The organism is Variovorax sp. GW822-FHT04E09, from assembly GCF_058800845.1.
Genome location: NZ_JBXAMR010000002.1, coordinates 261,076 through 282,934 on the forward strand (window position 1 = coordinate 261,076; position 21,859 = coordinate 282,934).

Here is a 21,859-nt window from a genome sequence, read left to right on the forward strand (position 1 = left end):
CCCGTCCCTGTATTCCTAACCACCATCCAACTCAGGAGAAACTGATGGCAAAGACCGTCGCCGATGTACTCAAGCTCGTCAAGGAAAACGAGGTCAAGTTCGTCGACTTGCGCTTCACCGACACCCGCGGCAAAGAGCAGCACGTGACCGTGCCCGTGTCGCACTTCGATGAAGACAAATTCACCTCGGGCCACGCGTTCGACGGTTCGTCCATCGCCGGTTGGAAGGGCATCGAAGCCTCGGACATGCAGCTCATGCCCGACCCGAACACCGCCAACATCGACCCGTTCTTCGAAGAAACGACGCTGATCCTGACCTGCGACGTGATCGACCCGGCCGACGGCAAGGCCTACGAGCGCGACCCGCGCTCGCTCGCCAAGCGCGCCGAGGCGTACATGAAGGCTTCCGGCCTGGGCGACACCGCCTACTTCGGACCGGAACCCGAATTCTTCGTGTTCGACGGCGTGCGCTGGAAGAACGACATGTCGGGCTGCTTCGTGAAGATCGAGTCCGAAGAAGCCTCGTGGAACACCGACAAGGAGTTCGAGCACGGCAACAGCGGCCACCGTCCCGCAGTCAAGGGCGGCTACTTCCCGGTGCCCCCGGTCGACAGCTTCCAGGACATGCGCTCGGAAATGAGCCTGGTGCTCGAATCGCTGGGCATCCCGGTCGAAGTGCATCACCATGAAGTGGCCAACGCCGGCCAGCTCGAGATCGGCACCCGCTTCAGCACGCTGGTGCAGCGCGCCGACTGGGTTCAGCTGCAGAAGTACGTGATCCACAACGTGGCCCACGCCTATGGCAAGACCGCCACCTTCATGCCCAAGCCCATCGTCGGCGACAACGGCTCCGGCATGCACGTGCACCAGTCGGTCTGGAAGGACGGCAAGAACCTGTTCGCCGGCGACGGCTACGCAGGCCTGTCGGACTTCGCGCTGCACTACATCGGCGGCATCATCAAGCACGCCCGTGCCCTGAACGCCATCACGAACCCCGGTACCAACAGCTACAAGCGCCTGGTCCCCGGCTTCGAAGCCCCGGTGAAGCTGGCCTACTCGGCCAAGAACCGCTCGGCCTCGATCCGCATCCCGTTCGTGGCCAACCCGAAGGGCCGCCGCGTCGAAGCGCGCTTCCCCGATCCGCTGATGAACCCGTACCTGGGCTTTGCCGCGCTGCTGATGGCCGGCCTGGACGGCGTGGAAAACAAGATCCATCCGGGCGAAGCCGCCAGCAAGGACCTGTACCACCTGCCGCCGGAAGAAGACGCGCTGATCCCGACCGTCTGCCACAGCCTGGACCAGGCCCTGGAGCACCTGGACAAGGACCGTGCGTTCCTGACCAAGGGCGGCGTGTTCACCGACTCGTACATCGACGCGTACATCGACCTCAAGATGCAGGAAGTCACGCGCTTCCGCATGGCGACGCACCCCGTCGAGTTCGACATGTACTACTCGCTGTAAAAAGCGCCACAACGAGCCCGCCCCGGCGGGCAAGTAAGACAAAAGGACGGCCCCGGCCGTCCTTTTTCCTTGGTGCGGAACACCCTGTCGTGAGCGGGCCCGAATTGCATCAAAATGCGCGTTTGTCGCGCCCTCTCCGGATCCAAATGAAGACTGCTTCCCTGATTTTCCTGGCCGCCGCCTCGTTCGCCACCGCCACGGCGGCGCTCGCGCAAGAGCGCGTCTGGCGCTGCGGCAACGAGTACACCAACAACGCGACCGTGGCCCAGCAAAAGGGCTGCAAGATCATGGAAGGCGGCAACGTCACCGTCGTGCAGGGCACGAAGCCCTCGGGCGGCGGTGGTGGCAGTGCGTCGTCGTCGGGCTCGGGCGGTTCGGCCGCGCGCGCCCCGGCGGGCAGCCCGCGCGTCGAAGGCGTCGACCAGCGCGCCCGCGACGGCGAGGCGCGTTCGGTGCTCGAGGCCGAGCTGCGCAAGGCCGAGGCCCGCCAGACCGAGCTCAAGAAGGAATACAACAACGGCGAGCCCGAGAAGCAGGGCAGCGAAGGCCGCAACTACCAGAAGTACCTGGACCGCGTGGCCGAGATGAAGGCCGAACTCGCGCGCAACGAGAGCGACATCGCCGGCATCCGCCGCGAAATCGGCCGCCTGCCCGGCAAGCCGCAGGCGCAGTAAGCGGCGCGCAGTCCATGGTGTTCGGCAAGAAGGCGACTGGCGCCAATCCGCGCTTTCGCGCCTTCGACCTCTTGTCCACGCTGATCGCGGTGGTCAACAGCGACGGCTCGGTGCTGTTCGCCAATGCAGGCCTCGAAGACGCGCTGGGTACCTCGCGGCGCACGCTCGAGGGCTCGCAGTTCGGCGCCTGTTTCCATGAGCCGCAGGTGCTGCGCACCGCGCTCGACGGCGCCAGCAGCAACGACTTCGCCACGCTGCGCTACGAGGCCTTTTTGCGGCGCGTGAACCACGAGCTGATGCCCGTGCAGGTCACGCTCGCGCACGGCGACAAGAAGGGCGAGCTCATCATCGAGATGTCGCCGCTGGAGCAGCAGGTGCGCCAGGACCGCGAGGAGCGCCTGATCGACCAGGCGCAGGCCAACAAGGAACTCATCCGCAACCTCGCGCACGAGATCAAGAACCCGCTGGGCGGCATCCGCGGCGCGGCGCAGTTACTGCAGATGGAGGTCGAGTCGCGCGACCTCATCGAATACACCCAGGTCATCATCCACGAGGCCGACCGGCTGCAGACGCTGGTCGACCGGCTGCTGGCGCCGCACCGGCGCCCGCACGTGGTGGGCGACGTGAACATCCACGAGGTGTGCGAGCGCGTGCGCTCGGTCATCCTGGCGGAGTTTCCGCGCGACCTGCACATCGAGCGCGACTTCGACGTCTCCATTCCCGAGTTCCGCGGCGACCGCGAGCAGCTCATCCAGGCCACCCTCAACATCGCGCACAACGCGGCGCAGGCCCTGGCCGAGCGCCGCGCGGCGGGCGACGCGCAGATCACTTTCAAGACCCGCGTGGCCCGCCAGGTGATCTTCAACAAGCAGTGGTATCGATTGGCACTGGAATTGCATGTCATCGACAATGGACCGGGTGTGCCGGACACGATCAAGGACCGCATCTTCTATCCGCTCGTTTCGGGCAGGGAAGGCGGGACCGGGCTGGGACTGACGCTTGCACAAACTTTTGTGCAACAGCATCACGGCGTGATCGAGTGCGACAGCGTCCCGGGCCGAACCGATTTCAAGATATTGATTCCGCTGCCCTAGCGCAGCCCCGGCAACAGAGGAGATGCATGAAGCCGATCTGGATAGTTGATGACGACCAATCGATACGCTTCGTGCTCGAGAAGGCGCTGCTGCGCGAAGACCTGCCCACGCGCAGCTTCACGAACACACGCGAAGTGCTGGCCGCGCTCGAACAGGCCGAAGGCGACGAGCAGCAGGGCCCGCAGGTCCTGGTGAGCGACATCCGCATGCCGGGCGGATCGGGGCTCGACCTGCTCGACAAGATCAAGGCCAAGCACCCCGGCCTGCCGGTCATCATCATGACCGCCTTCTCCGACCTTGACAGCGCGGTCTCGGCCTTCCAGGGCGGCGCCTTCGAGTACCTGCCCAAGCCCTTCGACCTGCCGCGCGCCGTGGAACTCATCCGCCGCGCCGTCGACGAAAGCCAGCGCGAGGAAGTGTCCGAAGAGCGCATGGTCGCCGCGCCCGAAATGCTCGGCCAGGCGCCCGCGATGCAGGACGTGTTCCGTGCCATCGGCCGGCTGTCGCAGAGCAACGTCACGGTGCTCATCACCGGCGAATCGGGCTCGGGCAAGGAGCTGGTGGCGCGCGCGCTGCATAAACACTCGCCGCGTGCCAACGGCCCCTTCGTGGCAATCAACACAGCCGCCATTCCGAAAGACCTGCTCGAGAGCGAACTCTTCGGCCACGAGCGCGGCGCCTTCACCGGCGCGCAGACCATGCGCCGCGGCCGCTTCGAGCAGGCCGAAGGCGGCACGCTGTTCCTCGACGAAATCGGCGACATGCCCTTCGACCTGCAGACGCGCCTCCTGCGCGTGCTCAGCGACGGCCACTTCTACCGCGTGGGCGGCCACAACTCGGTCAAGGCCAATGTGCGCGTCATTGCAGCCACACACCAGGACCTCGAGCAGCGCGTGAAGCTCGGCGGTTTCCGCGAAGACCTGTTCCACCGACTCAACGTGATCCGCCTGCGCCTGCCGGCGCTGCGCGAGCGCGGCGAAGACGTGCCCGCGCTCACGCGCCACTTCCTGCAGCAGAGCGCGCGCCAGCTGGGCGTCGAGCCCAAGCGCATCTCCGATGCGGCACTCGCCAGGCTCGCGGCCTTCAATTTCCCGGGCAACGTGCGCCAGCTCGAGAACATCTGCCACTGGCTCACCGTGATGGCGCCCGCGCAGCTGATCGAGTCGAAAGACCTGCCGCCCGAAGTGATGGCGGGCAGCGGGGCGGACGTGCATGTGGCGGTGGCCGAGGTGGCGGCGCCCGTGCAGGCTGCTGCGGTGGCTCCGCTGGCTGTCGAGCGCGATGCGTCCGCGCCGGTGGTCGCCGCGCCCGAAGGGGTGTCAGGTGCCCCCGCCGGCCCCAGCGCCTGGGAAAGCGGCCTCGAAGCCGAGGCTCAGGCGCTGCTGGCCGCAGGCCGCACCGACGTGTGGGACGTGCTCACGCGCCGCTTCGAATCGCGGCTCATCCTCACCGCCCTGGCCAACACGCGCGGCCGGCGCATCGAGGCGGCCCAGAAGCTGGGCATCGGGCGCAACACCATCACCCGGAAAATCCAGGAACTCGGTATCGAATGAAAAGGCCCTCCCAGGGCCTTTTTTTTATTACCGGCTGCGCTGGCCGAGCGTGAGGGAATCGAGCTGGAAATTGCCGCTCTTGTCCCAGAGCCAGGTGTCGACATACGTGTGACCGCCCAGCTTGCCGGGGCTCGGCAAGGGCGAGGTCGCCTTGACCAGCTCCGCGATCATCGGCGGCACTTCGGGCGCATGGCTGGGCACGCGGCTGAAGGTGACGTTGGTGACCTTGCCGTTCGCATCGATCTCCGTCTCGACCACCACCACCGCGTACACCAGCGGCGGGATCTTGCCCTTGTAGATGCGGCTGGCATACGCCTTGTAGATGTGGCGCGCGCCGGTCTTGCGGTAGGTGCGGATCGCGGGCGTCTGCGCGGTGATGAGCCGCACGGTCGGCACGTCGCGGCTGCCTTCGGTGGCGGTTGCGCCGCCGGGCGATGTGCTGCCCGTGCCGCTTTCCGATCCACCGCCCGGCTTGAGCACCGAGCAGGCGGCCAGCGCGAGCGCCGCGGCGGCGATCGCGGCGGAACGGGCCAGGCGTGCGGCGATCGGCGTCGTCATGGCCGTCAGGCGCCCGCGCCGAGTTCGAGCACCACCGGGGCGTGGTCGCTCGGCTTTTCCCACTTGCGCGGCACGCGGTCGATGACGCAACCCTTCACCAGCGGCCGCAGCGGCTCGCTCACGAGGATGTGGTCGATGCGCAGGCCGCGATTCTTCTGGTAGCCCAGCATGCGGTAGTCCCACCACGAGAAGCTCTTTTCGGGCTGCTCGAACATGCGGAAGCTGTCGGTCAGGCCCAGGCCGAGCAGCGCCTTGAAGTGGTCGCGCTCTTCGGTCGTGTGATGGATCGTTTCCTTCAGGCCCACGGGGTCGAAGCTGTCGCGGTCTTCGGGCGTGACGTTGAAGTCGCCCAGCAGCACGAGGTTCGGGTGCGCAGCGAGTTCACGCGCGATGTAGGCGTGCAGCGCGTCGAGCCACTTCATCTTGTAGGCGAACTTCTCGCTGCCCGGCTCCTGGCCGTTCACGAAGTAGCCGTTGATCACGCGCAGCGGGCCCGAGGGCGTATCGATGGTGGCGGCGATCACGCGCGACTGCTCGTCGGCGAAGTTCTCGATGTTCTTCACCACGTCGCGCACCGGCGCCAGGCTGAGGATGGCGACGCCGTTGTAGGTCTTCTGCCCGAACACCGCCGCCTCGTAGCCGGCCGACTTCAGCACCTCGAGCGGAAACTTGTCGTCGGTCATCTTGAGCTCCTGCAGGCACAGCACATCGACCGGGTTGGCGATGAGCCAGTCGAGCACATGCTGCAGGCGCGCGGTGAGGGAGTTGACGTTCCAGGTGGCTATTTTCATGAGGGCTCTGCGTATTCGGTTATCGGGGGGCGGTCGTGCGTTCGCAGCCGGTCGGTGAGGTCTCTGTGCAGGCGAAAGAAATGGCCGCGCCCAGACCCGGAAGGAAGGCGTGTCGGCAGCGAGACCGCGACAGTGATTTCCATCGCGGTATTTTGCCTCGCTGGATCGGGATGCCGTGTAAGCGAAGGCGAGGGGCGCGGAACCGCCGACCCGCCCGCCGGCGCTAGGGCTGAAGGTACCAGCCCAGCTCACCCTGCAGGAACTGGGCAGCCTCGGGCGGCAGATCGTCCGAATCGAAGAAGCTCGCCACGGGCCGCTCGACCACGATGCGCCCCGCGTGCAGGTACGCCACGCGCGTGGCCAGGCGCTTGGCCTGCCCGAGGTTGTGCGTGCTCATCACGATCGTCACGCCGCTGTGGGCGACTTCTTCGATGAGGGCCTCGATCTCGTTCTTGGCGCCAGGGTCCAGGCTGGCCGTGGGCTCGTCCAGGAACAGGATGTCCGGCTGCAGCGCCCAGGCGCGCGCCAGGCCCAGGCGCTGCTGCTGGCCGCCCGACAGCGAACGCGCCGAGCGCTCGGCATGTTCGAGCAGGCCCACGCGCGCCAGCGCCAGGCCGCAGCGCTCGCTGCGTTCGGCGGCCGGCACGCCCGCCAGCCACAGGCCCACCCACACGTTGCGCCACACCGACAGGCTCAGCAGGAACGGGCGCTGGAACAGCATGGCCGCGCGCGGCAGGCGGCCTTCGGGCCGCAGCGGCAGGCGCTCGCAGCGTCCTTCGCAGGGCAGCAGCCCGTGCAGCAGCCGCAGCAGCGTGGTCTTGCCCGAGCCGTTGGCGCCCACGAGCACGAGCCGGTCGCCCCGGTGCAGGGTCAGCGAGGCCTCGTCCAGCGCGATCAGTGCGCCGAAGCGCACCGTGGCGCGCTCGAGCCGGATCAGCGGCACCGTGCCGGCCACGGCCGGCGTGTGCGGGGCGGGCGCGCGGCGCACCGCGCGCGGCTTCGCCGGCGGGGCAGTGTTCAGCGGACGCGTGGCCAGCCATTGCAGCAGCCCGATGGCGCCGTTGACCGCACCGACCACCGCCAGCAGCACGATGCCCAGCGCCAGGGCCAGCGCGAGGTCGCCCTTGCTGGTCTCCAGCGCGATGGTGGTGGTCATCACGCGCGTGACGCCGGCGATGTTGCCGCCGACGATCATCACGGCGCCGACCTCGGCGATGGCCCGCGCGAAGGCCGTGAGCAGCACGGTGGCCACGCCCATCCGGTCGTGCACCAGCATCAGCAGGGCGGTGGCCAGCGGCCCGGCGCCCAGCGAGCGCAGCTGGTCGCCGCCGTCGGCCAGCGCCGCCATCACGAGCCGGCGCGACAGCGCGGCGATCAGCGGCGTGACGAGCACGCTCTGCGCCACCACCATCGCCGACGGCGTGAACAGGATGCCCAGTTCGCCCAGCGGCCCCGAGCGCGAGAGCAGCAGGTACACCAGCAGGCCCACCACCACGGCGGGCAGGGCGAGCAGCGTGTTCACCAGCCACACGGCCAGCGCATGCCCCGGGAACCGCGCCACCGCCAGCCAGGCGCCCAGCAGCAGGCCGAACAGCGCGCCGATCAGGCAGGCCGTGGCGCTCACCTGCAGCGAGAGCGCCGTGATGCGCACGAGTTCGGGGTCGGCGCTGGTGATGAGGTGCCAGGCCAGCGCCCAGCCTTCGGTCACGGTGTTCATCGAAAGACGGCCTTCATCGCCGACGCGAGGCCGTGCGCATCGCGTGGCCCGGCCCCGTCATCGACCGGCGCGCCGTTCACTGGCCTGCGTTCGGGAAGAAGAGCTGCTCGCCGCCGATCTTGTACGCGGCGATGGCGGCCTGCCCGTCGCGCGACACGACCCAGTCGGAGAAGGCTTGCGCCAGGTCTTTCTTCACATGCGGGTGCCTGGCGGGGTTCACGACGATCACGCCGTACTGGTTGAACAGCTGCTTGTCGCCCTCGACCACGATGCCCAGGTCGGCGCGGTTCTTGAAGTTGAGCCAGGTGCCGCGGTCGGACAGCACATAGGCATTGGTCGACGCCGCGATGTTGAGCGCCTGGCCCATGCCGCAGCCGCATTCCTTGTAGCCCGCCGGCTTGGCCGCGGCCAGGTCGATGCCGGCGAGCTTCCACTGGCGCAGCTCGGCCGCATGCGTGCCGCTCTTGTCGCCGCGCGAGACGAAGGCGCCGCCCGTGGTGCCCAGGCGCTTGAGCGCCGCCGCGATGTCGTTGCCGCGCACGCCGGCCGGGTCGGACTTGGGCCCGATCAGCACGAAGTCGTTGTACATGACCGGGCGGCGCGGCAGGCCGAAGCCCTCGGCGACGAATTTCTCTTCGGCGGGCTGGTCGTGCACGAACAGCGCGTCGGCGTCGCCGCGGCGCGCCATGTCCAGCGCCTGGCCCGTGCCCACCGCCACCACGCGTACCTCGGTGCCCGATGCTTTCGTGAACTGCGGCAGCAGGTGCTTGAACAGGCCCGACTGTTCCGTCGAGGTGGTCGATGCCAGCACGATGAACTTGTCCTGTGCGTGCGCCATCGGGGCGAGCAGCGTGCCGGCGAGGGCGAGAAGGGTGAAGCGTCTGCGCGAAGCCATCGTCATCGTGTCAGTCCTCGAGAGTGAAAGAAAGAAGCGGTTCGGCCATCAGGCTGCGGCATCGACGCGAAAGCCCAGCCGGCCCAGCGCTTCGCGCGCCGCGGCCGATTGCAGCAGCGCAATGAAGGCCTGCACCGGTGCGCGCGCAAGCCGTGCCTGGGGCACCACGAAGTCGTAGCGTTCCTCCTGCACGGGAATGAAACCCAGCCCGTACTGCCGCGCGACCGTGTCGATGGCCAGGCCCCAGTCGGCGCGCTGCTGCGCCACGGCCACCGCCACCGCGTTGTGCGACTTGGTCTGCACGCCGTAGCCGGGCGGTTGCGCGCCGCCGAGCAGGCGGTCGATGAGGATGCGCGTGCCGCTGCCGGCGTTGCGGTTGACCATGGTGCAGCCGGGCTGCGCGGTCGCTGCGGCGATGGCCGCTGCGGCGTCCAGGCCCTCGAAGCGCGCGTCGCCGGGGCGATGGACCACGCCCTGCATGCGGCCGTAGCCCGTCACCAGTTCGAGGCCCGGCGTGAGCAGCGGCCGGTTGTAGACGCCCGTCGCCGGGTCCATCAGGTGGATGCCGGCCACGTCGCATTCGCCGCGCTTGGCGGCCATCAGCCCGCCGGTGCTGCCCACGTTCATGGCCTTGATGCGGATGCCCTGGCGCATCAGTTCGCCGGCCAGCCAGTCCAGGCCCACGCAATGGCTGCCGATGAAGATCAGGTCGGCGGCGTCCAGCCCCTGGCCCAGCAGCTGCACCTGCACGGGGGCGCCGGCATCGACGATCTCGGTGTGCTGGCCGATGGTGATGAAGCCGTCGGCGCTGCTGAAGGTGGTGACCGAGCCCGAGCCCTTGCCCATCGGGTAGGCGGCCACGCCGTCGTCGGTGGGCACCAGGCCCACCAGCAGGTACTCGGTGCGGCCGCGCTCGGAGTTCACGCGCATCGGCAGCGTGGCCGCCACGTGCGCATGCCGCTGCGGCGGCCGGCCCGCGAAGGCGCGGATCACGGGCGCCAGGAACTCGTGGAAGGTGAAGACCGCCGAGGTCGGAAAGCCCGGCAGGATCACGACCGGCTTGCCGCCCGTGACCGCCAGGCACACCGGCTTGCCGGGCTTGAGCGCCACGCCGTGCGCCACCACGCCCGGGTCGCCGAGGGCGGCCACCACGCGGTACGACAGGTCGCCTTCGCCCTTGGATGTACCGCCCGAAAAGACCACGGCATCGCATGCGAGGCCCCGCGCGAGCGCGGCCGACAGCAGGGCCTCGTCGTCGGGGATCACGCCCAGGCGCACCGGCTCGCCGCCCAGTTCCTCGACCGCGGCGCCGATGATGGCGGCGTTGGAGTCGTACACCGCGCCCGTGGGCAGCGGCGCACCGGGCGCGACGATCTCGTTGCCGGTGGAGAAGATGGCGACGTGCGGCTTGCGCCACACGGTGACCTCGGCCAGGCCCAGCGCCGCGAGCACGCCGATCTCGCGCGAGCTCAGCACCTGGCCGGCGCGCAGCACGGTCTCGCCGCGTGCGATGTCGGTGCCGGCGTAGCTGACGTTCTCGCCGGCCGTGGCGGCGCGGCGCACCTGCACGCTGCCGTCGTCGAGGTCGGTGTGCTCCACCATCACCACCGCGTCGGCGCCGCGCGGCAGCATGCCGCCGGTGGCGATCGCCGTGGCGTGGCCGGGCGTCACTTCGCGCCGCGGCACGATGCCGGGTGCCAGCGTCTCGCCGACGAGGGCCAGCGCGCGGACCTGTTCTTCCATCGCGCCCCAGGTGTCGGCGGCCTGCACGGCAAAGCCGTCGACGTTGGAGCGGTCGAAGCCGGGCACGTCGATGGCGGCGACCGCGTCGTCGGCGAGCACCCGGCCCAGTGCCGCGTGCAGGGGAACGGTCTCGCGGCCCAGGGGCGCGAGGCTCAGGTGTTCGCGGAAGCGGCGCTCGGCCTCGTCCCGCGTGACGACATCGAGAAATTGCGATTGGGCTTTCACAGGCACTCGTACAGATGAACAGTGACGTCGGTTCCGGGCCCGAAGCCTTCGCTTTCGGCGGGGGCGATCACGAAGCCGTCGGCGCGCGTGGTCGAGCTCAGCACCGAGGCGCCCGAGAGCGCGAGCGGCTCCACGCCGTCGGCGCCGATCTTCACGCGCACGTAGTCGACGCGCCCCACCTGCGAGACGATCTTGCGCGCCACGGTGGCGCGCGTGCGCGGGTAGGGCCAGTCGGCGGGCCGGCCGCCGAGCAGGCGGATCGCACGCCCGGCAAAGAAGTCGTAGGCGCACAGGCAGGAGACCGGGTTGCCCGGCAGCAGGAACACCAGCGTGCCGCCGATGCGCCCCATGCCGGCCGGGCTGGAAGGCCGCATCGCGATGCCGTGGATGGCCAGCTCGCCGAGTTCGGCCAGCAGGCGCGGCGCGTGGTCCTCGGCGCCCACGCTGGAGCCGCCGGAGATGAGCACCACATCGGCGCCGGGCGCGGCCAGGGCCTGCGCGATGATTTGCGGGTCGTCGCCCAGGCGCTGGTGCGACTCGAGCAGGCCGCCGTCGCGCGCCACGAGGCCGCGCAAGGTCACGGAGTTGGCGTCGTAGATCTCGCTCGGGCCCTTGGGCGTGCCGGGCGCGCGCACTTCGTTGCCGGTGACGAGCAGCCGCACGCGCGGCCGGCGCACCACCTGCAACTGCGCCAGGCCGAGCGATGCCACCAGCCCCGCGTCCTGCGGGCGCAGGCGGCGGCCCGTGGCCAGCGCGGTGCTGCCGCGCGCGATGTCCTCGCCGATGTGGCCCACATGCTGGCCCGGCGCGACGGCGCGCGTGATGGCCAGGCGCCCGTCCTGCTCGCTTGCGTATTCGGCGGGCACCACGGCATCGAGCCCGCGCGGCACCGGGGCGCCGGTCATGATGCGGATGGCGGCGCCCGCGGGCACCTCGCCTTCGAAGGGGCGGCCGGGCCAGGCGTGGCCCGCGATCGGGAACTCGAGCGGGTTGTATTCGCCGGCCCCCGTGGTCTCGCCGCCGCGCAGCGCATAGCCGTCCATGGCCGCGCGGTCGAACTCGGGCACCGCGATGGGCGCGATCACCTCCTGCAGCAGCACCCGCCCCGTGGCCTCGTCGACGGCCACGGATTCACCGGGCAACAAGGGCGTGTGGGCGTCGATCCAGGCGAGGGCGGCGGGCACCTCGGCGCGCTGCGTGAAGCCGCGCATACGCACATCGGTCGAGGCAGTTCGTTCGGGTGTGGGCATCGGGGCCAGTATAGAAGTTGGAGGTCGCCGGCGTGGTCGGGCATGGCACCCGACAGCCATGCGCAAGGGCGGCCGTGCCGGACCTTGCCGGCGGGCCATTTGCGGTCGTTTTTTCTTCAGCCGCGTCCGCGCACGCGCGGTGCGCCGTCGGCTTACTTCTTGGGTGCGGGATTCGTCTGCGCCGAGGTCTGGTTCGAACTCGGCGGCGACGCGGCCGTGGGGGCCGGGGAGTGGGCGCCCGATGCCTCGATGGGCTTGGTTTCAACCTTGGGGGCAGCGGCGTAAGGCCCCGGGTCCACGCAGGGCGGCGTGGCCACCGCGGCCGGTGCCGGCTTGCCGGCGGCCTGCGCGCTCGCGCGGTACTTGGCGGCGACCTGGTCCTGTGACTTGCACAGCAGGTAGCCGTCGGTCTTGGCGCTCCACGCGGTGCGGGCCGCGGCCTCGGCGGCCTTGGCCTGCGCTTCCGGCGTGGGCGGGGGGAGCTTGGCGACAGCAGAGGTCGCAGCGAGTGCGCACAGGAGAAGGGTCAGCGTGTGCTTCATGCGGAGGTTCCTTGCTGCGCCGTCGCCGGCCGTGCGGGCTCGGGTGCGCCGGCCGGTTGCGAGCGCTGCGCGGGGATCTTGCCGGCCTGGATGTCGTCGTACCAGAGCTTGTGGTGCTCGCGCGCCCAGGCCTCGTCGACATAGCCTTCGCGCATCGCCTTGTAGGCGCCGTCCATGCCCAGCGTGCCGATGTAGATGTGGCCCATGATCATCGCCATCATGAGCAGCGTGGCCACCGCGTGCACCATGTGCGCGACCTGCATCTCGCCGCGCGTGTAGACGAAGCCGGGCAGCAACTTGTCCAGGAACAGGCCCGAGGCGATGACGATGCTGCCCAGGAACAGCACGCCGCCCCAGAACACCGCCTTCTCGCCGGCGTTGAAGCGGTGCGACGCGGGCTCCTTGCCGCCGAACAGGCCGCCGCCATGCCGCAGCCAGGTGAAGTCGTCCTTGCTCGGCCAGTTGCTGCGGATGAAGGTGAAGATCATGAACAGCGTGGTCACCACGAACAGCGGCCCCACGAAGTTGTGCACCGTCTTGAGCACGTAGGCGAGCCAGCCGAACAGCGTGCTGCCCAGCACCGGCAGCAGGAAGAACTTGCCGAAGGCCATCACGATGCCCGAGATCGCGAGCGTGACGAAGGCCAGCGCGTTCGACCAGTGCGTGGCGCGCTCGAAGGGCGTGAAGCGCTCGATCTTGCGGCCGGTTTCGGTGCCGTGCAGGCGGATCGGCCCGCGTGTGAAATAGAAGATGGCCAGTGCCAGCAGCGTCACGAAGAGCAGCGCCGCGCCGTACGGAATGATCCAGTCGTTGCGCACCTGCCGCCAGGCCTCGCCCGCGTTGGTGAAGCGCGAGCCCGGGTACTGCACGAAACGCTGGATCAGGTTGCCGGCCTCGGGCGCCTGGCTCACCGGCAGGCTGCTGTAGCCGGTGACGCCGCCGCTCACCTGGCGCCACATCGGCGCGTTGTTGCCGGGCTGCACCTTGTTGCGCTCGCCGTTGGTCTGGTTGAGGTAGTTGGGGTCGGCGCTGGCCTCGGGCTTGACGTCGAAGATGTTCTGGCTGCGGATGCCGCCCTCGGCCTTCGGTGCCGCTGCGGCTGTGGAGGCTGCGGCAGGCGAAGCAGGCGCGGGCGCTGCGGTCACGGCGCCGCTCGCGGCCGGGTTGGCCTCCTGGGCCGGCGCCACCGCCGCCCAGCCCAGGAGCGCGGTCGCCAGCAGCGCGTGGAACGCGTGCCTGGTGCGAATGGTGACGCTCATGCGGCCTCCGGTTCAGTTTTCTCGGGTGTACTCGTTCTGGCCGTTGGAGCGCGTCTTGATCTGCTGCTCCCACGCCGTCTTGTCGCCCACCTTCCAGCCGGGCGCGGTGAAGGCGGTGCCGGTGTTGGCCTGCGTGCCCGTGCCGCTCCAGGGCACCGCGTCGTGCTTGACGCCCTCGGCGTTCGTCTGCGGCTTCTCGCTGCAGGCCGCCAGCAGCATCGCGCCCGAAGCGAGCGCGACGAGCATCACGACCGCGCGCTTCACTTGGTGCCTCCGGTGGGCGGCGTGCCGGCCTGTTGCGAGCCGTAGGCCGTGCCCCAGCCCCAGACCTCGGCGCCCGTGCCGCGGTGCACGACGCGGGTGCGGAAGATGTCGGCCACCACGTCGCCGTCGCCGGCCAGCAGGGCCTTGGTCGAGCACATCTCGGCGCAGGCCGGCAGCTTGCCTTCGGCCAGGCGGTTGCGGCCGTACTTCTCGAACTCGGCTTCGGAGCCGTTGGCTTCGGGGCCGCCGGCGCAGAAGGTGCACTTGTCCATCTTGCCGCGCGCACCGAAGGTGCCCTGCGACGGGAACTGGGGCGCGCCGAAGGGGCAGGCGTACGAGCAGTAGCCGCAGCCGATGCACACGTCCTTGTCGTGCAGCACCACGCCTTCGTCGGTGCGGTAGAAGCATTGCACGGGGCACACCGCCATGCAGGGCGCGTCGGAGCAGTGCATGCAGGCCACCGAGATCGATTTCTCGCCCGGCAGGCCGTCGTTGAGCGTGACCACGCGGCGGCGATTCACGCCCCAGGGCACCTCGTTCTCGTTCTTGCAGGCCGTGACGCAGCCGTTGCACTCGATGCAGCGCTCGGAATCGCAGACGAACTTCATTCTTGCCATGGTGATTCCTTATGCTTTCTCGATGTTGCAGACCGTGGTCTTGGTCTCTTGCATCATGGTGACGCTGTCGTAGCCGTAGGTGGTGGCGGTGTTGATGGCCTCGCCGCGCACGATGGGCGCCGCGCCCTTGGGGTAGTAGGCCAGCAGGTCTTCGCCCTGCCAGCGGCCCGAGAAGTGGAAGGGCATGAACACCGTGTCGGGCCCCACGCGCTCGGTCACCAGCGCCTGCACGTTGAGCTTGGCGCCCGTGGGCGTGTGCACCCAGGCGCGCTCGCCGTTGCGGATGTTCTTCTCGGCCGCCACCTTCGGGTTGATCTCGATGAACATCTCCTGCTGCAGCTCGGCCAGCCAGGGGTTGGAGCGCGTTTCCTCGCCGCCGCCCTCGTACTCCACGAGCCGCCCCGAGGTCATGATGTAGGGGAACTTCTCGGCGATCTTGTCGGCGATGTTCTTCTGCTGCACCGTCTTGTAGAGCGTGGGCATGCGCCAGAAGGCCATCTTGTCGTCGTGCGTCGGGTACTTGGCGACGAGGTCGGGGCGCGTGCCGTAGATCGGCTCGCGGTGCTGCGGGATCGCGTCGGGAAAGTTCCACACCACCGCGCGCGCCTTGGCGTTGCCGAAGGGGTGGCAGCCGTGGTTCTTCATGAACACGCGGATCATGCCGCCCGAGCTGTCGGTCTTCCAGTTCTTGCCCTCGGCCTTGGGCTTCTCGGCCTCGGTGAGTTCGTCCCACCAGCCCAGCTTCTTGAGCAGCAGGTGGTCGAGCTCGGGGTAGCCGGTGGTGATGTCGGCGCCCAGCGAGTGGGAGCCGTCCTCGGCCAGCAGGTTCTTGCCGTTGCGCTCCACGCCGAAGTTCGCGCGGAAATTGCCGCCGCCGTCCATCACGTGCTTGGACGGGTCGTACAGGTTCGGCGAGCCGGGGTGCTTGAGCTCGGGCGTGCCGTAGCAGGGCCAGGGCAGGCCGAAGTAGTCGCCCGAGATGTCGTAGCCGTTGACCTTGTCCTTGACCGCCCCCTTGGCCCGCAGCGTGCGCACGTCGAAGGCGGCCATGTTGCGCATGTGTGCCTGCAGCCGCTCGGGGCTCTGGCCCGAGTAGCCGACGGCCCAGCAGCACTTGTTGATCTCGCGCAGGATGTCGTCGGGCACGGGCTCGTCCATGCCCTTGACCTTCTGCATCTTGTAGTTCTTGCTGAGCTCCTTGCCGAAGCCCAGGCGGTCGGCGAACTGCTGCATGATCATGTGGTCGGTGCGGCTTTCCCACAGCGGCTCGATGACCTTCTCGCGCCACTGGATCGAACGGTTCGACGCCGTCACCGACCCGCTGGTCTCGAACTGCGTGCACGCGGGCAGCAGGTACACCGCACGGTTCGCGTTGGCGTCCTCGGGCCGGCCCGGCATCGCGGCCATGGCGGCCGTGGCCGAGGGGTACGGGTCGACCACGACCAGCAGGTCGAGCTTGTCCATGGCCCGCTTCATCTCGAGGCCGCGCGTCTGCGAGTTGGGCGCGTGGCCCCAGTAGAAGACGCCGCGCAGGTTCGAGTCCTGGTCGATGAGCTCGTTCTTCTCGAGCACGCCGTCGATCCAGCGCGACACCGTGATGCCGGGCTTGCTCATCATCGCGGGCGAGGCGAAGCGGCCCTTGATCCATTCGAAGTCCACGCCCCAGGTGGCGGCGAAGTGCTTCCACGAGCCTTCGACCAGGCCGTAGTAGCCCGGCAGCGAATCGGGGTTGGGGCCGACGTCGGTCGCGCCCTGCACGTTGTCGTGGCCGCGGAAGATGTTGGTGCCGCCGCCCGAGGTGCCCACGTTGCCCAGCGCCAGCTGCAGGATGCACGAGGCCCGCACGATGGCGTTGCCGATGCTGTGCTGCGTCTGGCCCATGCACCACACCACAGTGCCGGGGCGGTGCTCGTGCAGCATGGTCGCGACCTTCAGCACCTGCGCCTCGCTCACGCCGCAGGCCTCCTCGACCTTGTCCGGCGTCCACTTGCTCATGACTTCCGCGCGCACTTCTTCCATGCCGTAGACGCGGTCGTTGAGGTAGCGCTTGTCTTCCCAGCCGTTCTTGAAGATGTGGTGCAGGATGCCGAACAGGAACGCGATGTCCGAGCCCGAGCGGATGCGCACGTACTCGTGGGCCTTGGCCGCCGTGCGCGTGAAGCGCGGGTCGACCACGATCATCTTGCAGCCGTTTTCCTTGGCATGCAGCATGTGCAGCATGCTCACGGGGTGCGCCTCGGCCGCGTTGGAGCCGATGTACATCGCGATCTTCGCGTTGCGCATGTCGTTGTACGAATTGGTCATGGCGCCGTAGCCCCATGTGTTCGCCACGCCCGCGACCGTGGTCGAGTGGCAGATGCGCGCCTGGTGGTCGCAGTTGTTGCTGCCGAAGAAGCTCACGAACTTGCGCAGCAGGTAGGCCTGTTCGTTGCTGTGCTTGCTCGAGCCGATCCAGTAGATGGCGTCGGGGCCGCTGGCCTTGGTGAGTTCCTTCAGCTTGGCGGTGATCTCGTCGAGTGCGGTGTCCCAGCTGATGCGCTCGTACTTGCCGTTCACGAGCTTCATCGGGTAGCGCAGGCGGTACTCGCCGTGGCCGTGCTCGCGCAGCGCCGCACCCTTGGCGCAGTGGGCGCCCAGGTTGATGGGCGAGTCGAACACCGGCTCCTGGCGCACCCACACGCCGTTCTCGACCACCGCGTCGGACGCGCAGCCGACCGAGCAGTGCGAGCATACGGTGCGCTTCACCTCGATCTTGCCGGCGCCGATGGCCGTGGGCCGGCCGTCGGCGGCCTTGGCCTTCTGGATCAGCGTGAGCTGGCTGGCCGCCAGGCCCACGCCGACGCCGAGGCCGGAGCGCCGCAGGAAGGCGCGCCGGTCCATGGTCGGCAGGGCGTTCGCGAGGCCGCGCCGCAGACTGTGAACGAAGGGCGACGCGTCGGAGGCCCGCGGGCTCGCGGTGCCTGGGGATTTTCTGGTCAGAAGCACGGGGTCTCCTCAGGCTGACGTGGTGGCGTAGTAACGCTTGACGTGTTCGCTCAGGGAATAGCCGCCGCCGTTTTCGGGCGGGGGCGGCAAAGAGGGGGCGACGGCGGCGACGGGTGTCTCGGCCATGTTTGGCAGCGACGTGACGGCCACCGCAGCGGCGCCGGCGGTGGCGGCACCGATGAAGAATCCGCGGCGGGAGGCCGGCTTGATGCCGGTGTTTTGGCTGTCCTGCATATTGACTCCAGGAGTGGCTGGGCGCGACGAGAGAGGGGAAACCCGGTCGGCCTTGTGGATACTAGACCAGCAACAAGGTGTGAGCAACCTGAATACCCCTCGCATTCGTTCGCTTCAGTCCAGCATGTCGAAGGCCTGCGCCTCGACGTCGCCGAATGCGCGGGTGAAGGCGGCGAGCGCCGCATAGAACCGCGCCTTCGGATGCTGCAACACAGCATCGCACAAGGCGGGCAGCCACGGCTGGACGTGTCTGGAGAACATCGCCTGTTGCTGCGTGAGGTTGGCCACCGCCACGTCCTCGCCGGCGATCAGGTAGCGCATGACCTCGAACAGGCAGGCGATGTGGTCCTCGGTTTCGTAGGTGGTCTCGGTGCGCGCCAGGCCCAGCTTGTCGAGGTCGTGGCGCAGCTGCACGAGCGGCTTGTCGTTGAGAAAGCCGCTCAGGTAGTGCGAACCGAACAGGAAGACCTCGGGCTTGCCGATGCCGCCGAAGAGCGCGTCGTATTCCTCGTGCGCGGCGGCCGCGTCGGTGTCGCGCGCGATGCCGACCAGCTGGCGCCACGGCTCTTCCAGGAAGGCGCCCGCGGCCGGCGCCTCGGTGGGCGCGACCTGGAAGGCCTCCAGCAATTCGGCATCGGGCGCGGCATACCACAGGCGCGCGAGCAGGCCGTAGAGCTCGGCCCGGGCCACCTCCTCGTCGAGCGCGGACGTGGCGGGAAAGGTCTGGCTCATAGCGGGGCGATCTTCACTTCGTTGGTGGCGCTGTACAGGTCGATGACGCGGCAGTCGCTGCACATCTTGAGGCGCTCCAGCGCTTCGCCCTGGAACATGGCATGCCCGGCCAGCTTGCCGAGCATGGCCTCGATGGCTTTTTGCGTGCCGAAGGGCTTGCTGCAGCGGATGCAGGCCCAGGGCTTGGCCTCGTTCAGCAGCACCTGCTGCTTGCGCTCGGGCGCGGCCAGCAGGCGCGGCACGAGCGAGACGGCGTCCTCGGGGCAGGTGGTTTCGCACAGGCCGCACTGCACGCAGTTCTTCTCGATGAAGCGCAGCTGCGGCGCGCTCTGGCTGTCCAGCAGCGCACCCGACGGGCAGGCGCTGACGCAGGCCAGGCACAGCGTGCATTTGTCCTTGTCGACCGCGACGGCGCCCAGCGGCGATCCGGCCGGCAGCGCGAAGGCCAGCGGGGCCTCGGCGGGCGCCTGCAGGGCCGGGGCCGCGCCCATCAGGTGGTCCAGCGCCATCTCGAGCCGGTCGCGCTTGTCGGCGCCGACGGCGAAGCGCGCCGCCGTGGCCGGCACGCGCTGCGTGGTCGTGCGCAGGCCGGCCAGCGCGGCGTCCAGAACAGCGGGCGAATCGGCCTCGATCACGTGGAAGTGCGTGCCGGTGTAGCCCAGGCCCAGCAGCAGCGCCTGCGCGACGTCCCGCTGTTGCTTGAGCGCCGCGAGGTACTGCGGCGCCTCTTCGCCGGTGCACAGCACGGCGACCTGCGAGGCGCCGAAGGCGACGGCGCTCAGCCACAGGTCGATGCCGGTGCTGGCCGCATGAAAGAGGTCGACCGGCATCACGCGCGCCGGCACGCCCTGGGCCTTGCCCAGCTGCGCCTGCCGGCCGAGCTGTTCGAGCAGCGCCTGGCCGCCTTCCTGGCTGTGCAGCAGCAGCGCCGCATCGCGTCCGCCCGCCGCGGCATAGGTGCCGAGCAGCTTGCGCAGCTTCAGGCCCTGGTCGGGCGCGCGCGGGTAGGTGTAGCCCAGCGCGCCCGTCGGGCACACCGTGGTGCAGGCGCCGCAGCCGACGCACAGGTTCGGGTTGACCACGATGCGCTGGCGCTGCGGGTCGCTGCTCACGGCGTGGGCCGAGCACACCTCGACGCAGGCGTTGCAGCCGACCACCTCGTTGCGGCTGTGCGCGCACAGTTTCTGCTTGTAGTCGAAGAACTTGGGCTTCTCGAATTCGCCCACCAGCTCGCGCAGGCGCAGCAGCGTCTGCAGGCCCTCGGCCTGCGCGACGCCGCCGGGCAGGTGGAAGTAGCCCTGCGGCGGCGCGTGCCAGTCGATCTGCGGCGCGGCGCCGAGGTCGAGCACGAGGTCGAAGGCCGCGTCGAGCGCCTGCGGCGCGCGGCTGAAGTTGATGGCGCCGGCCACGCTGCAGGCGCGTTCGCAGTCGCGGTGCGAGGTGCAGCGCGCGTTGTCGATCTGGTAGTCCAGCCCGATGGCCTGCTCGGGGCAGGCGACCACGCAGGCATTGCAGCGGGTGCACAGGTCGAGGTCGATCGCGTTGTCGCGCGTCCAGCGCAGCGTGAAGGCGCCGAGCCAGCCGGTGAGCGCATCGATGCGCCCGGCGATCACCGGCCAGCGGCGCGCCTGGGCGCCACCGTCTGCACCGGGGCCCTGCGCGAGCAGGGTGACGTCGAGCGTGTCGCCGACCAGCGCCGCGGCGCGTTCGGCGGCGTCGAGCGGGCCGATGATCAGCAGCCGGCCCTGGCTGGTGTAGCTCACGGTCGAGACGGGGTCGGGCTCGGGCAGGCTGGCGGCGGCCAGCAGCGCGGCGATCTTCGGCATCGCGCTTTTCGCGTCGCGGCTCCAGCCGCCCGTCTCGCGGATGTTGATGAAGCGGATCGGCGAGGTGGCGTTGGGCGTCTGCGTGGCGAGTTCGCCGAACAGCCGTTTTTCCTGGGTGCAGGCGACCACGACGTCGTCGCCGGACTGGATGGCGCGCTGGAAGGAGGTCGCCTCGCGGCGGCACAGCGACGAATGCAGCGGGAGGGTTTCAGCCAGTGCCGCGCCGAGCGTCTTCGGCTCGAGCGGCATCGTCTGGTTGCAGTCGCAAATCAGCGTGGTGGTCATCGGTTTCTTGGCTGGCGGGTTGCTGCGTGGCAACCGGCGGGCTGGGAAGCGTTGCGGGATCCTGGGACTGTGCCACGTCCGACGTTTCGACGCCGTCGGGGGTTTCCGGGGGAATGTCTTCGGGGGCTTCGTCGAAGAGCTTGAGGAACTTGGCGCTGGCCATCTGGCGCAGCACGCTCTCGGGCACGGGCGTGGACTGGGAGTAGTCGTCGACGTAGGTGTCGAGGCCGTCCATCACGTTGAAATGCGGATCGGCAAAGAGCTTGCGGAAGGCCGCGTTCTTGACCTCGGGCGCCACCTGCTTCGTGAGGAAGGGCTTGAAGTCGGACCTGATGTCGAGCGCATCCACATCCGCGAGCGTCAACGGCGGCGCGGTGTCCTGCTCGCCGTCGGCGGCGGGGGGCTCGGCGAGCGCGGCGGGTGCTGGCACCGGCGCTGGCGCCGCGACGGGTTCCACGGCCGGCAGGGTCTTTTCTTCCACGGCGGCCTCGGCCGCGCGCACCTCCTGCTTGCGGCGCGACCAGCGTCCCAGGAAACCTTCAGACATCGCCCGCACCCCGCCCGCGTTTCTTCTCGGTCGTCACGCTCGCGGCGTTGCCGAAGCGATCGACCAGCGAGCGGAAGCTCTCGGGCCGCCGGCGGCGCTTGGGCTCGACCACGTAGTGCTCGTCGACGAAGGCGCGCACCCAGTCGACCACCTCCGCGGGCGCCGGCACCTGCTCGACGGTTTCCTGCGCATCGAGCCAGCGCCCGGCCTCGTAGTAGCTGAGCGTGACCACGACCGGCCGCGGAATGGGTTCCGTGGAAAGCGTCGGTTCCTCGTCCATGCGCCACAGCACGAACCAGCACGGGGTCGGCGTGATTGCGTTGAGGTGGTAGCCCTCGGCCTCGTCGCGGTACAGCTCGACCTGGAAGCCGGGGTGCAGCCAGTGCTGCTCGCCGTCGTCGTCGCGCAGGAGACGCGGCTCGGTGCCGAAGCCGGGCTCGTCGGGCAGCACGCTGTCGAGCGTCCAGCGCCAGGGCTGCCAGTGGCTCGAGGGGCCGTGCAGGCGCTCGCGGCGCATGACCACCGCGACGTCGAGCGTCGGGCGGCCCGTGGGCGCGGTCGCGGGAGTGTCCGAAGAAGGCATGAACGAACCATAGCCGATGGCGCGC

The 21,859-nt window shown here is 69.3% G+C and carries 20 protein-coding genes and 1 pseudogene; 4 read left to right on the forward strand and 17 right to left on the reverse strand.

All coding sequences use genetic code 11. The features are described 5' to 3' along the window. Positions 1-44 precede the first annotated feature (44 nt). From glnA to ntrC, 4 genes are all read left to right on the forward strand, one after another. Positions 45-1,460: a type I glutamate--ammonia ligase gene (glnA, locus tag AC1RL8_RS08590; RefSeq protein ID WP_062470904.1), complete on the forward strand. Its 1,416-nt coding sequence runs from the start codon at positions 45-47 to the stop codon at positions 1,458-1,460. Positions 1,461-1,606: 146 nt separating this feature from the next. Next, on the forward strand, positions 1,607-2,134 hold the full coding sequence (locus tag AC1RL8_RS08595) for a hypothetical protein (protein ID WP_062470907.1): 528 nt from the start codon (positions 1,607-1,609) through the stop codon (positions 2,132-2,134). Positions 2,135-2,148: 14 nt separating this feature from the next. Then, positions 2,149-3,228: a nitrogen regulation protein NR(II) gene (gene glnL, locus AC1RL8_RS08600; protein ID WP_062470910.1), complete on the forward strand. Its 1,080-nt coding sequence runs from the start codon at positions 2,149-2,151 to the stop codon at positions 3,226-3,228. Positions 3,229-3,254: 26 nt separating this feature from the next. Beyond that, complete coding sequence (gene ntrC / locus AC1RL8_RS08605) at positions 3,255-4,781, forward strand: nitrogen regulation protein NR(I) (RefSeq protein WP_492685043.1); 1,527 nt, start codon at positions 3,255-3,257, stop codon at positions 4,779-4,781. A 27-nt stretch (positions 4,782-4,808) separates the two neighbouring features. Here ntrC and AC1RL8_RS08610 read toward each other — a convergent pair whose 3' ends face one another. From AC1RL8_RS08610 to AC1RL8_RS08690, 17 genes and pseudogenes are all read right to left on the reverse strand, one after another. Next, on the reverse strand, positions 4,809-5,339 hold the full coding sequence (locus AC1RL8_RS08610; RefSeq protein ID WP_159277719.1) for a hypothetical protein: 531 nt from the start codon (positions 5,337-5,339) through the stop codon (positions 4,809-4,811). 5 nt (positions 5,340-5,344) lie between these two features. Next, the gene (gene xth, locus AC1RL8_RS08615; RefSeq protein WP_492685044.1) at positions 5,345-6,130 is read right to left on the reverse strand and encodes an exodeoxyribonuclease III; all 786 of its coding nucleotides are present in this window, start codon (positions 6,128-6,130) and stop codon (positions 5,345-5,347) included. A gap of 223 nt (positions 6,131-6,353) precedes the next feature. After that, on the reverse strand, positions 6,354-7,118 hold the full coding sequence (locus tag AC1RL8_RS08620) for an ATP-binding cassette domain-containing protein (protein WP_492685699.1): 765 nt from the start codon (positions 7,116-7,118) through the stop codon (positions 6,354-6,356). Positions 7,119-7,169: 51 nt separating this feature from the next. Beyond that, positions 7,170-7,847: pseudogene (locus AC1RL8_RS08625) on the reverse strand (ABC transporter permease); the annotation flags it as partial. A gap of 76 nt (positions 7,848-7,923) precedes the next feature. After that, positions 7,924-8,742 (reverse strand): ABC transporter substrate-binding protein, encoded by an 819-nt coding sequence (locus AC1RL8_RS08630; RefSeq protein ID WP_492685700.1) that lies wholly within the window; start codon positions 8,740-8,742, stop codon positions 7,924-7,926. Between the two features lie 48 nt (positions 8,743-8,790). Next, positions 8,791-10,710: a molybdopterin biosynthesis protein gene (locus AC1RL8_RS08635; protein WP_492685045.1), complete on the reverse strand. Its 1,920-nt coding sequence runs from the start codon at positions 10,708-10,710 to the stop codon at positions 8,791-8,793. Continuing rightward, positions 10,707-11,960 (reverse strand): molybdopterin molybdotransferase MoeA, encoded by a 1,254-nt coding sequence (locus AC1RL8_RS08640; RefSeq protein ID WP_492685046.1) that lies wholly within the window; start codon positions 11,958-11,960, stop codon positions 10,707-10,709. Before AC1RL8_RS08640 ends, AC1RL8_RS08635 begins: the two co-directional genes overlap by 4 nt. A 152-nt stretch (positions 11,961-12,112) precedes the next feature. Then, positions 12,113-12,502: a hypothetical protein gene (locus tag AC1RL8_RS08645; protein WP_095744480.1), complete on the reverse strand. Its 390-nt coding sequence runs from the start codon at positions 12,500-12,502 to the stop codon at positions 12,113-12,115. Beyond that, positions 12,499-13,761, reverse strand: a complete 1,263-nt coding sequence (locus AC1RL8_RS08650; RefSeq protein WP_492685047.1) for a formate dehydrogenase subunit gamma — start codon at positions 13,759-13,761, stop codon at positions 12,499-12,501. Before AC1RL8_RS08650 ends, AC1RL8_RS08645 begins: the two co-directional genes overlap by 4 nt. A gap of 12 nt (positions 13,762-13,773) precedes the next feature. Continuing rightward, positions 13,774-14,025 (reverse strand): hypothetical protein, encoded by a 252-nt coding sequence (locus AC1RL8_RS08655; RefSeq protein WP_082817975.1) that lies wholly within the window; start codon positions 14,023-14,025, stop codon positions 13,774-13,776. Next, positions 14,022-14,642, reverse strand: a complete 621-nt coding sequence (gene fdh3B, locus AC1RL8_RS08660; protein WP_062470938.1) for a formate dehydrogenase FDH3 subunit beta — start codon at positions 14,640-14,642, stop codon at positions 14,022-14,024. The genes AC1RL8_RS08655 and fdh3B overlap by 4 nt, the downstream gene beginning before the upstream one ends. Positions 14,643-14,651: 9 nt before the next feature. Continuing rightward, positions 14,652-17,627, reverse strand: coding sequence for a formate dehydrogenase subunit alpha (locus AC1RL8_RS08665; protein ID WP_159275129.1), 2,976 nt, complete (start codon positions 17,625-17,627; stop codon positions 14,652-14,654). A gap of 9 nt (positions 17,628-17,636) precedes the next feature. Further along, positions 17,637-17,861, reverse strand: coding sequence for a formate dehydrogenase (locus AC1RL8_RS08670; protein WP_070059792.1), 225 nt, complete (start codon positions 17,859-17,861; stop codon positions 17,637-17,639). Positions 17,862-17,975: 114 nt separating this feature from the next. Then, the gene (locus tag AC1RL8_RS08675; protein ID WP_369644135.1) at positions 17,976-18,593 is read right to left on the reverse strand and encodes a TorD/DmsD family molecular chaperone; all 618 of its coding nucleotides are present in this window, start codon (positions 18,591-18,593) and stop codon (positions 17,976-17,978) included. Continuing rightward, positions 18,590-20,668, reverse strand: a complete 2,079-nt coding sequence (locus tag AC1RL8_RS08680; protein ID WP_492685701.1) for a 4Fe-4S dicluster domain-containing protein — start codon at positions 20,666-20,668, stop codon at positions 18,590-18,592. The genes AC1RL8_RS08675 and AC1RL8_RS08680 overlap by 4 nt, the downstream gene beginning before the upstream one ends. Beyond that, positions 20,628-21,251: a DUF3306 domain-containing protein gene (locus AC1RL8_RS08685; protein ID WP_492685048.1), complete on the reverse strand. Its 624-nt coding sequence runs from the start codon at positions 21,249-21,251 to the stop codon at positions 20,628-20,630. Before AC1RL8_RS08685 ends, AC1RL8_RS08680 begins: the two co-directional genes overlap by 41 nt. After that, positions 21,244-21,834, reverse strand: a complete 591-nt coding sequence (locus AC1RL8_RS08690) for a DUF3305 domain-containing protein (RefSeq protein ID WP_159275132.1) — start codon at positions 21,832-21,834, stop codon at positions 21,244-21,246. Before AC1RL8_RS08690 ends, AC1RL8_RS08685 begins: the two co-directional genes overlap by 8 nt. Positions 21,835-21,859: the final 25 nt, after the last annotated feature.

What these genes read in the sequence shown, in the direction of transcription:
- glnL (WP_062470910.1), top strand. Translation starts at nt 2,149, where the DNA reads ATGGTGTTCGGCAAGAAGGCGACTGGCGCCAATCCGCGCTTTCGCGCC.
- AC1RL8_RS08610 (WP_159277719.1), bottom strand. Translation starts at nt 5,339, where the DNA reads ATGACGACGCCGATCGCCGCACGCCTGGCCCGTTCCGCCGCGATCGCC.
- AC1RL8_RS08630 (WP_492685700.1), bottom strand. Translation starts at nt 8,742, where the DNA reads ATGGCTTCGCGCAGACGCTTCACCCTTCTCGCCCTCGCCGGCACGCTG.
- AC1RL8_RS08680 (WP_492685701.1), bottom strand. Translation starts at nt 20,668, where the DNA reads ATGCCGCTCGAGCCGAAGACGCTCGGCGCGGCACTGGCTGAAACCCTC.
- AC1RL8_RS08690 (WP_159275132.1), bottom strand. Translation starts at nt 21,834, where the DNA reads ATGCCTTCTTCGGACACTCCCGCGACCGCGCCCACGGGCCGCCCGACG.
- fdh3B (WP_062470938.1), bottom strand. Translation starts at nt 14,642, where the DNA reads ATGGCAAGAATGAAGTTCGTCTGCGATTCCGAGCGCTGCATCGAGTGC.
- AC1RL8_RS08675 (WP_369644135.1), bottom strand. Translation starts at nt 18,593, where the DNA reads ATGAGCCAGACCTTTCCCGCCACGTCCGCGCTCGACGAGGAGGTGGCC.
- xth (WP_492685044.1), bottom strand. Translation starts at nt 6,130, where the DNA reads ATGAAAATAGCCACCTGGAACGTCAACTCCCTCACCGCGCGCCTGCAG.
- AC1RL8_RS08595 (WP_062470907.1), top strand. Translation starts at nt 1,607, where the DNA reads ATGAAGACTGCTTCCCTGATTTTCCTGGCCGCCGCCTCGTTCGCCACC.
- AC1RL8_RS08685 (WP_492685048.1), bottom strand. Translation starts at nt 21,251, where the DNA reads ATGTCTGAAGGTTTCCTGGGACGCTGGTCGCGCCGCAAGCAGGAGGTG.
- glnA (WP_062470904.1), top strand. Translation starts at nt 45, where the DNA reads ATGGCAAAGACCGTCGCCGATGTACTCAAGCTCGTCAAGGAAAACGAG.
- AC1RL8_RS08640 (WP_492685046.1), bottom strand. Translation starts at nt 11,960, where the DNA reads ATGCCCACACCCGAACGAACTGCCTCGACCGATGTGCGTATGCGCGGC.
- AC1RL8_RS08650 (WP_492685047.1), bottom strand. Translation starts at nt 13,761, where the DNA reads ATGAGCGTCACCATTCGCACCAGGCACGCGTTCCACGCGCTGCTGGCG.
- AC1RL8_RS08645 (WP_095744480.1), bottom strand. Translation starts at nt 12,502, where the DNA reads ATGAAGCACACGCTGACCCTTCTCCTGTGCGCACTCGCTGCGACCTCT.
- ntrC (WP_492685043.1), top strand. Translation starts at nt 3,255, where the DNA reads ATGAAGCCGATCTGGATAGTTGATGACGACCAATCGATACGCTTCGTG.
- AC1RL8_RS08670 (WP_070059792.1), bottom strand. Translation starts at nt 17,861, where the DNA reads ATGCAGGACAGCCAAAACACCGGCATCAAGCCGGCCTCCCGCCGCGGA.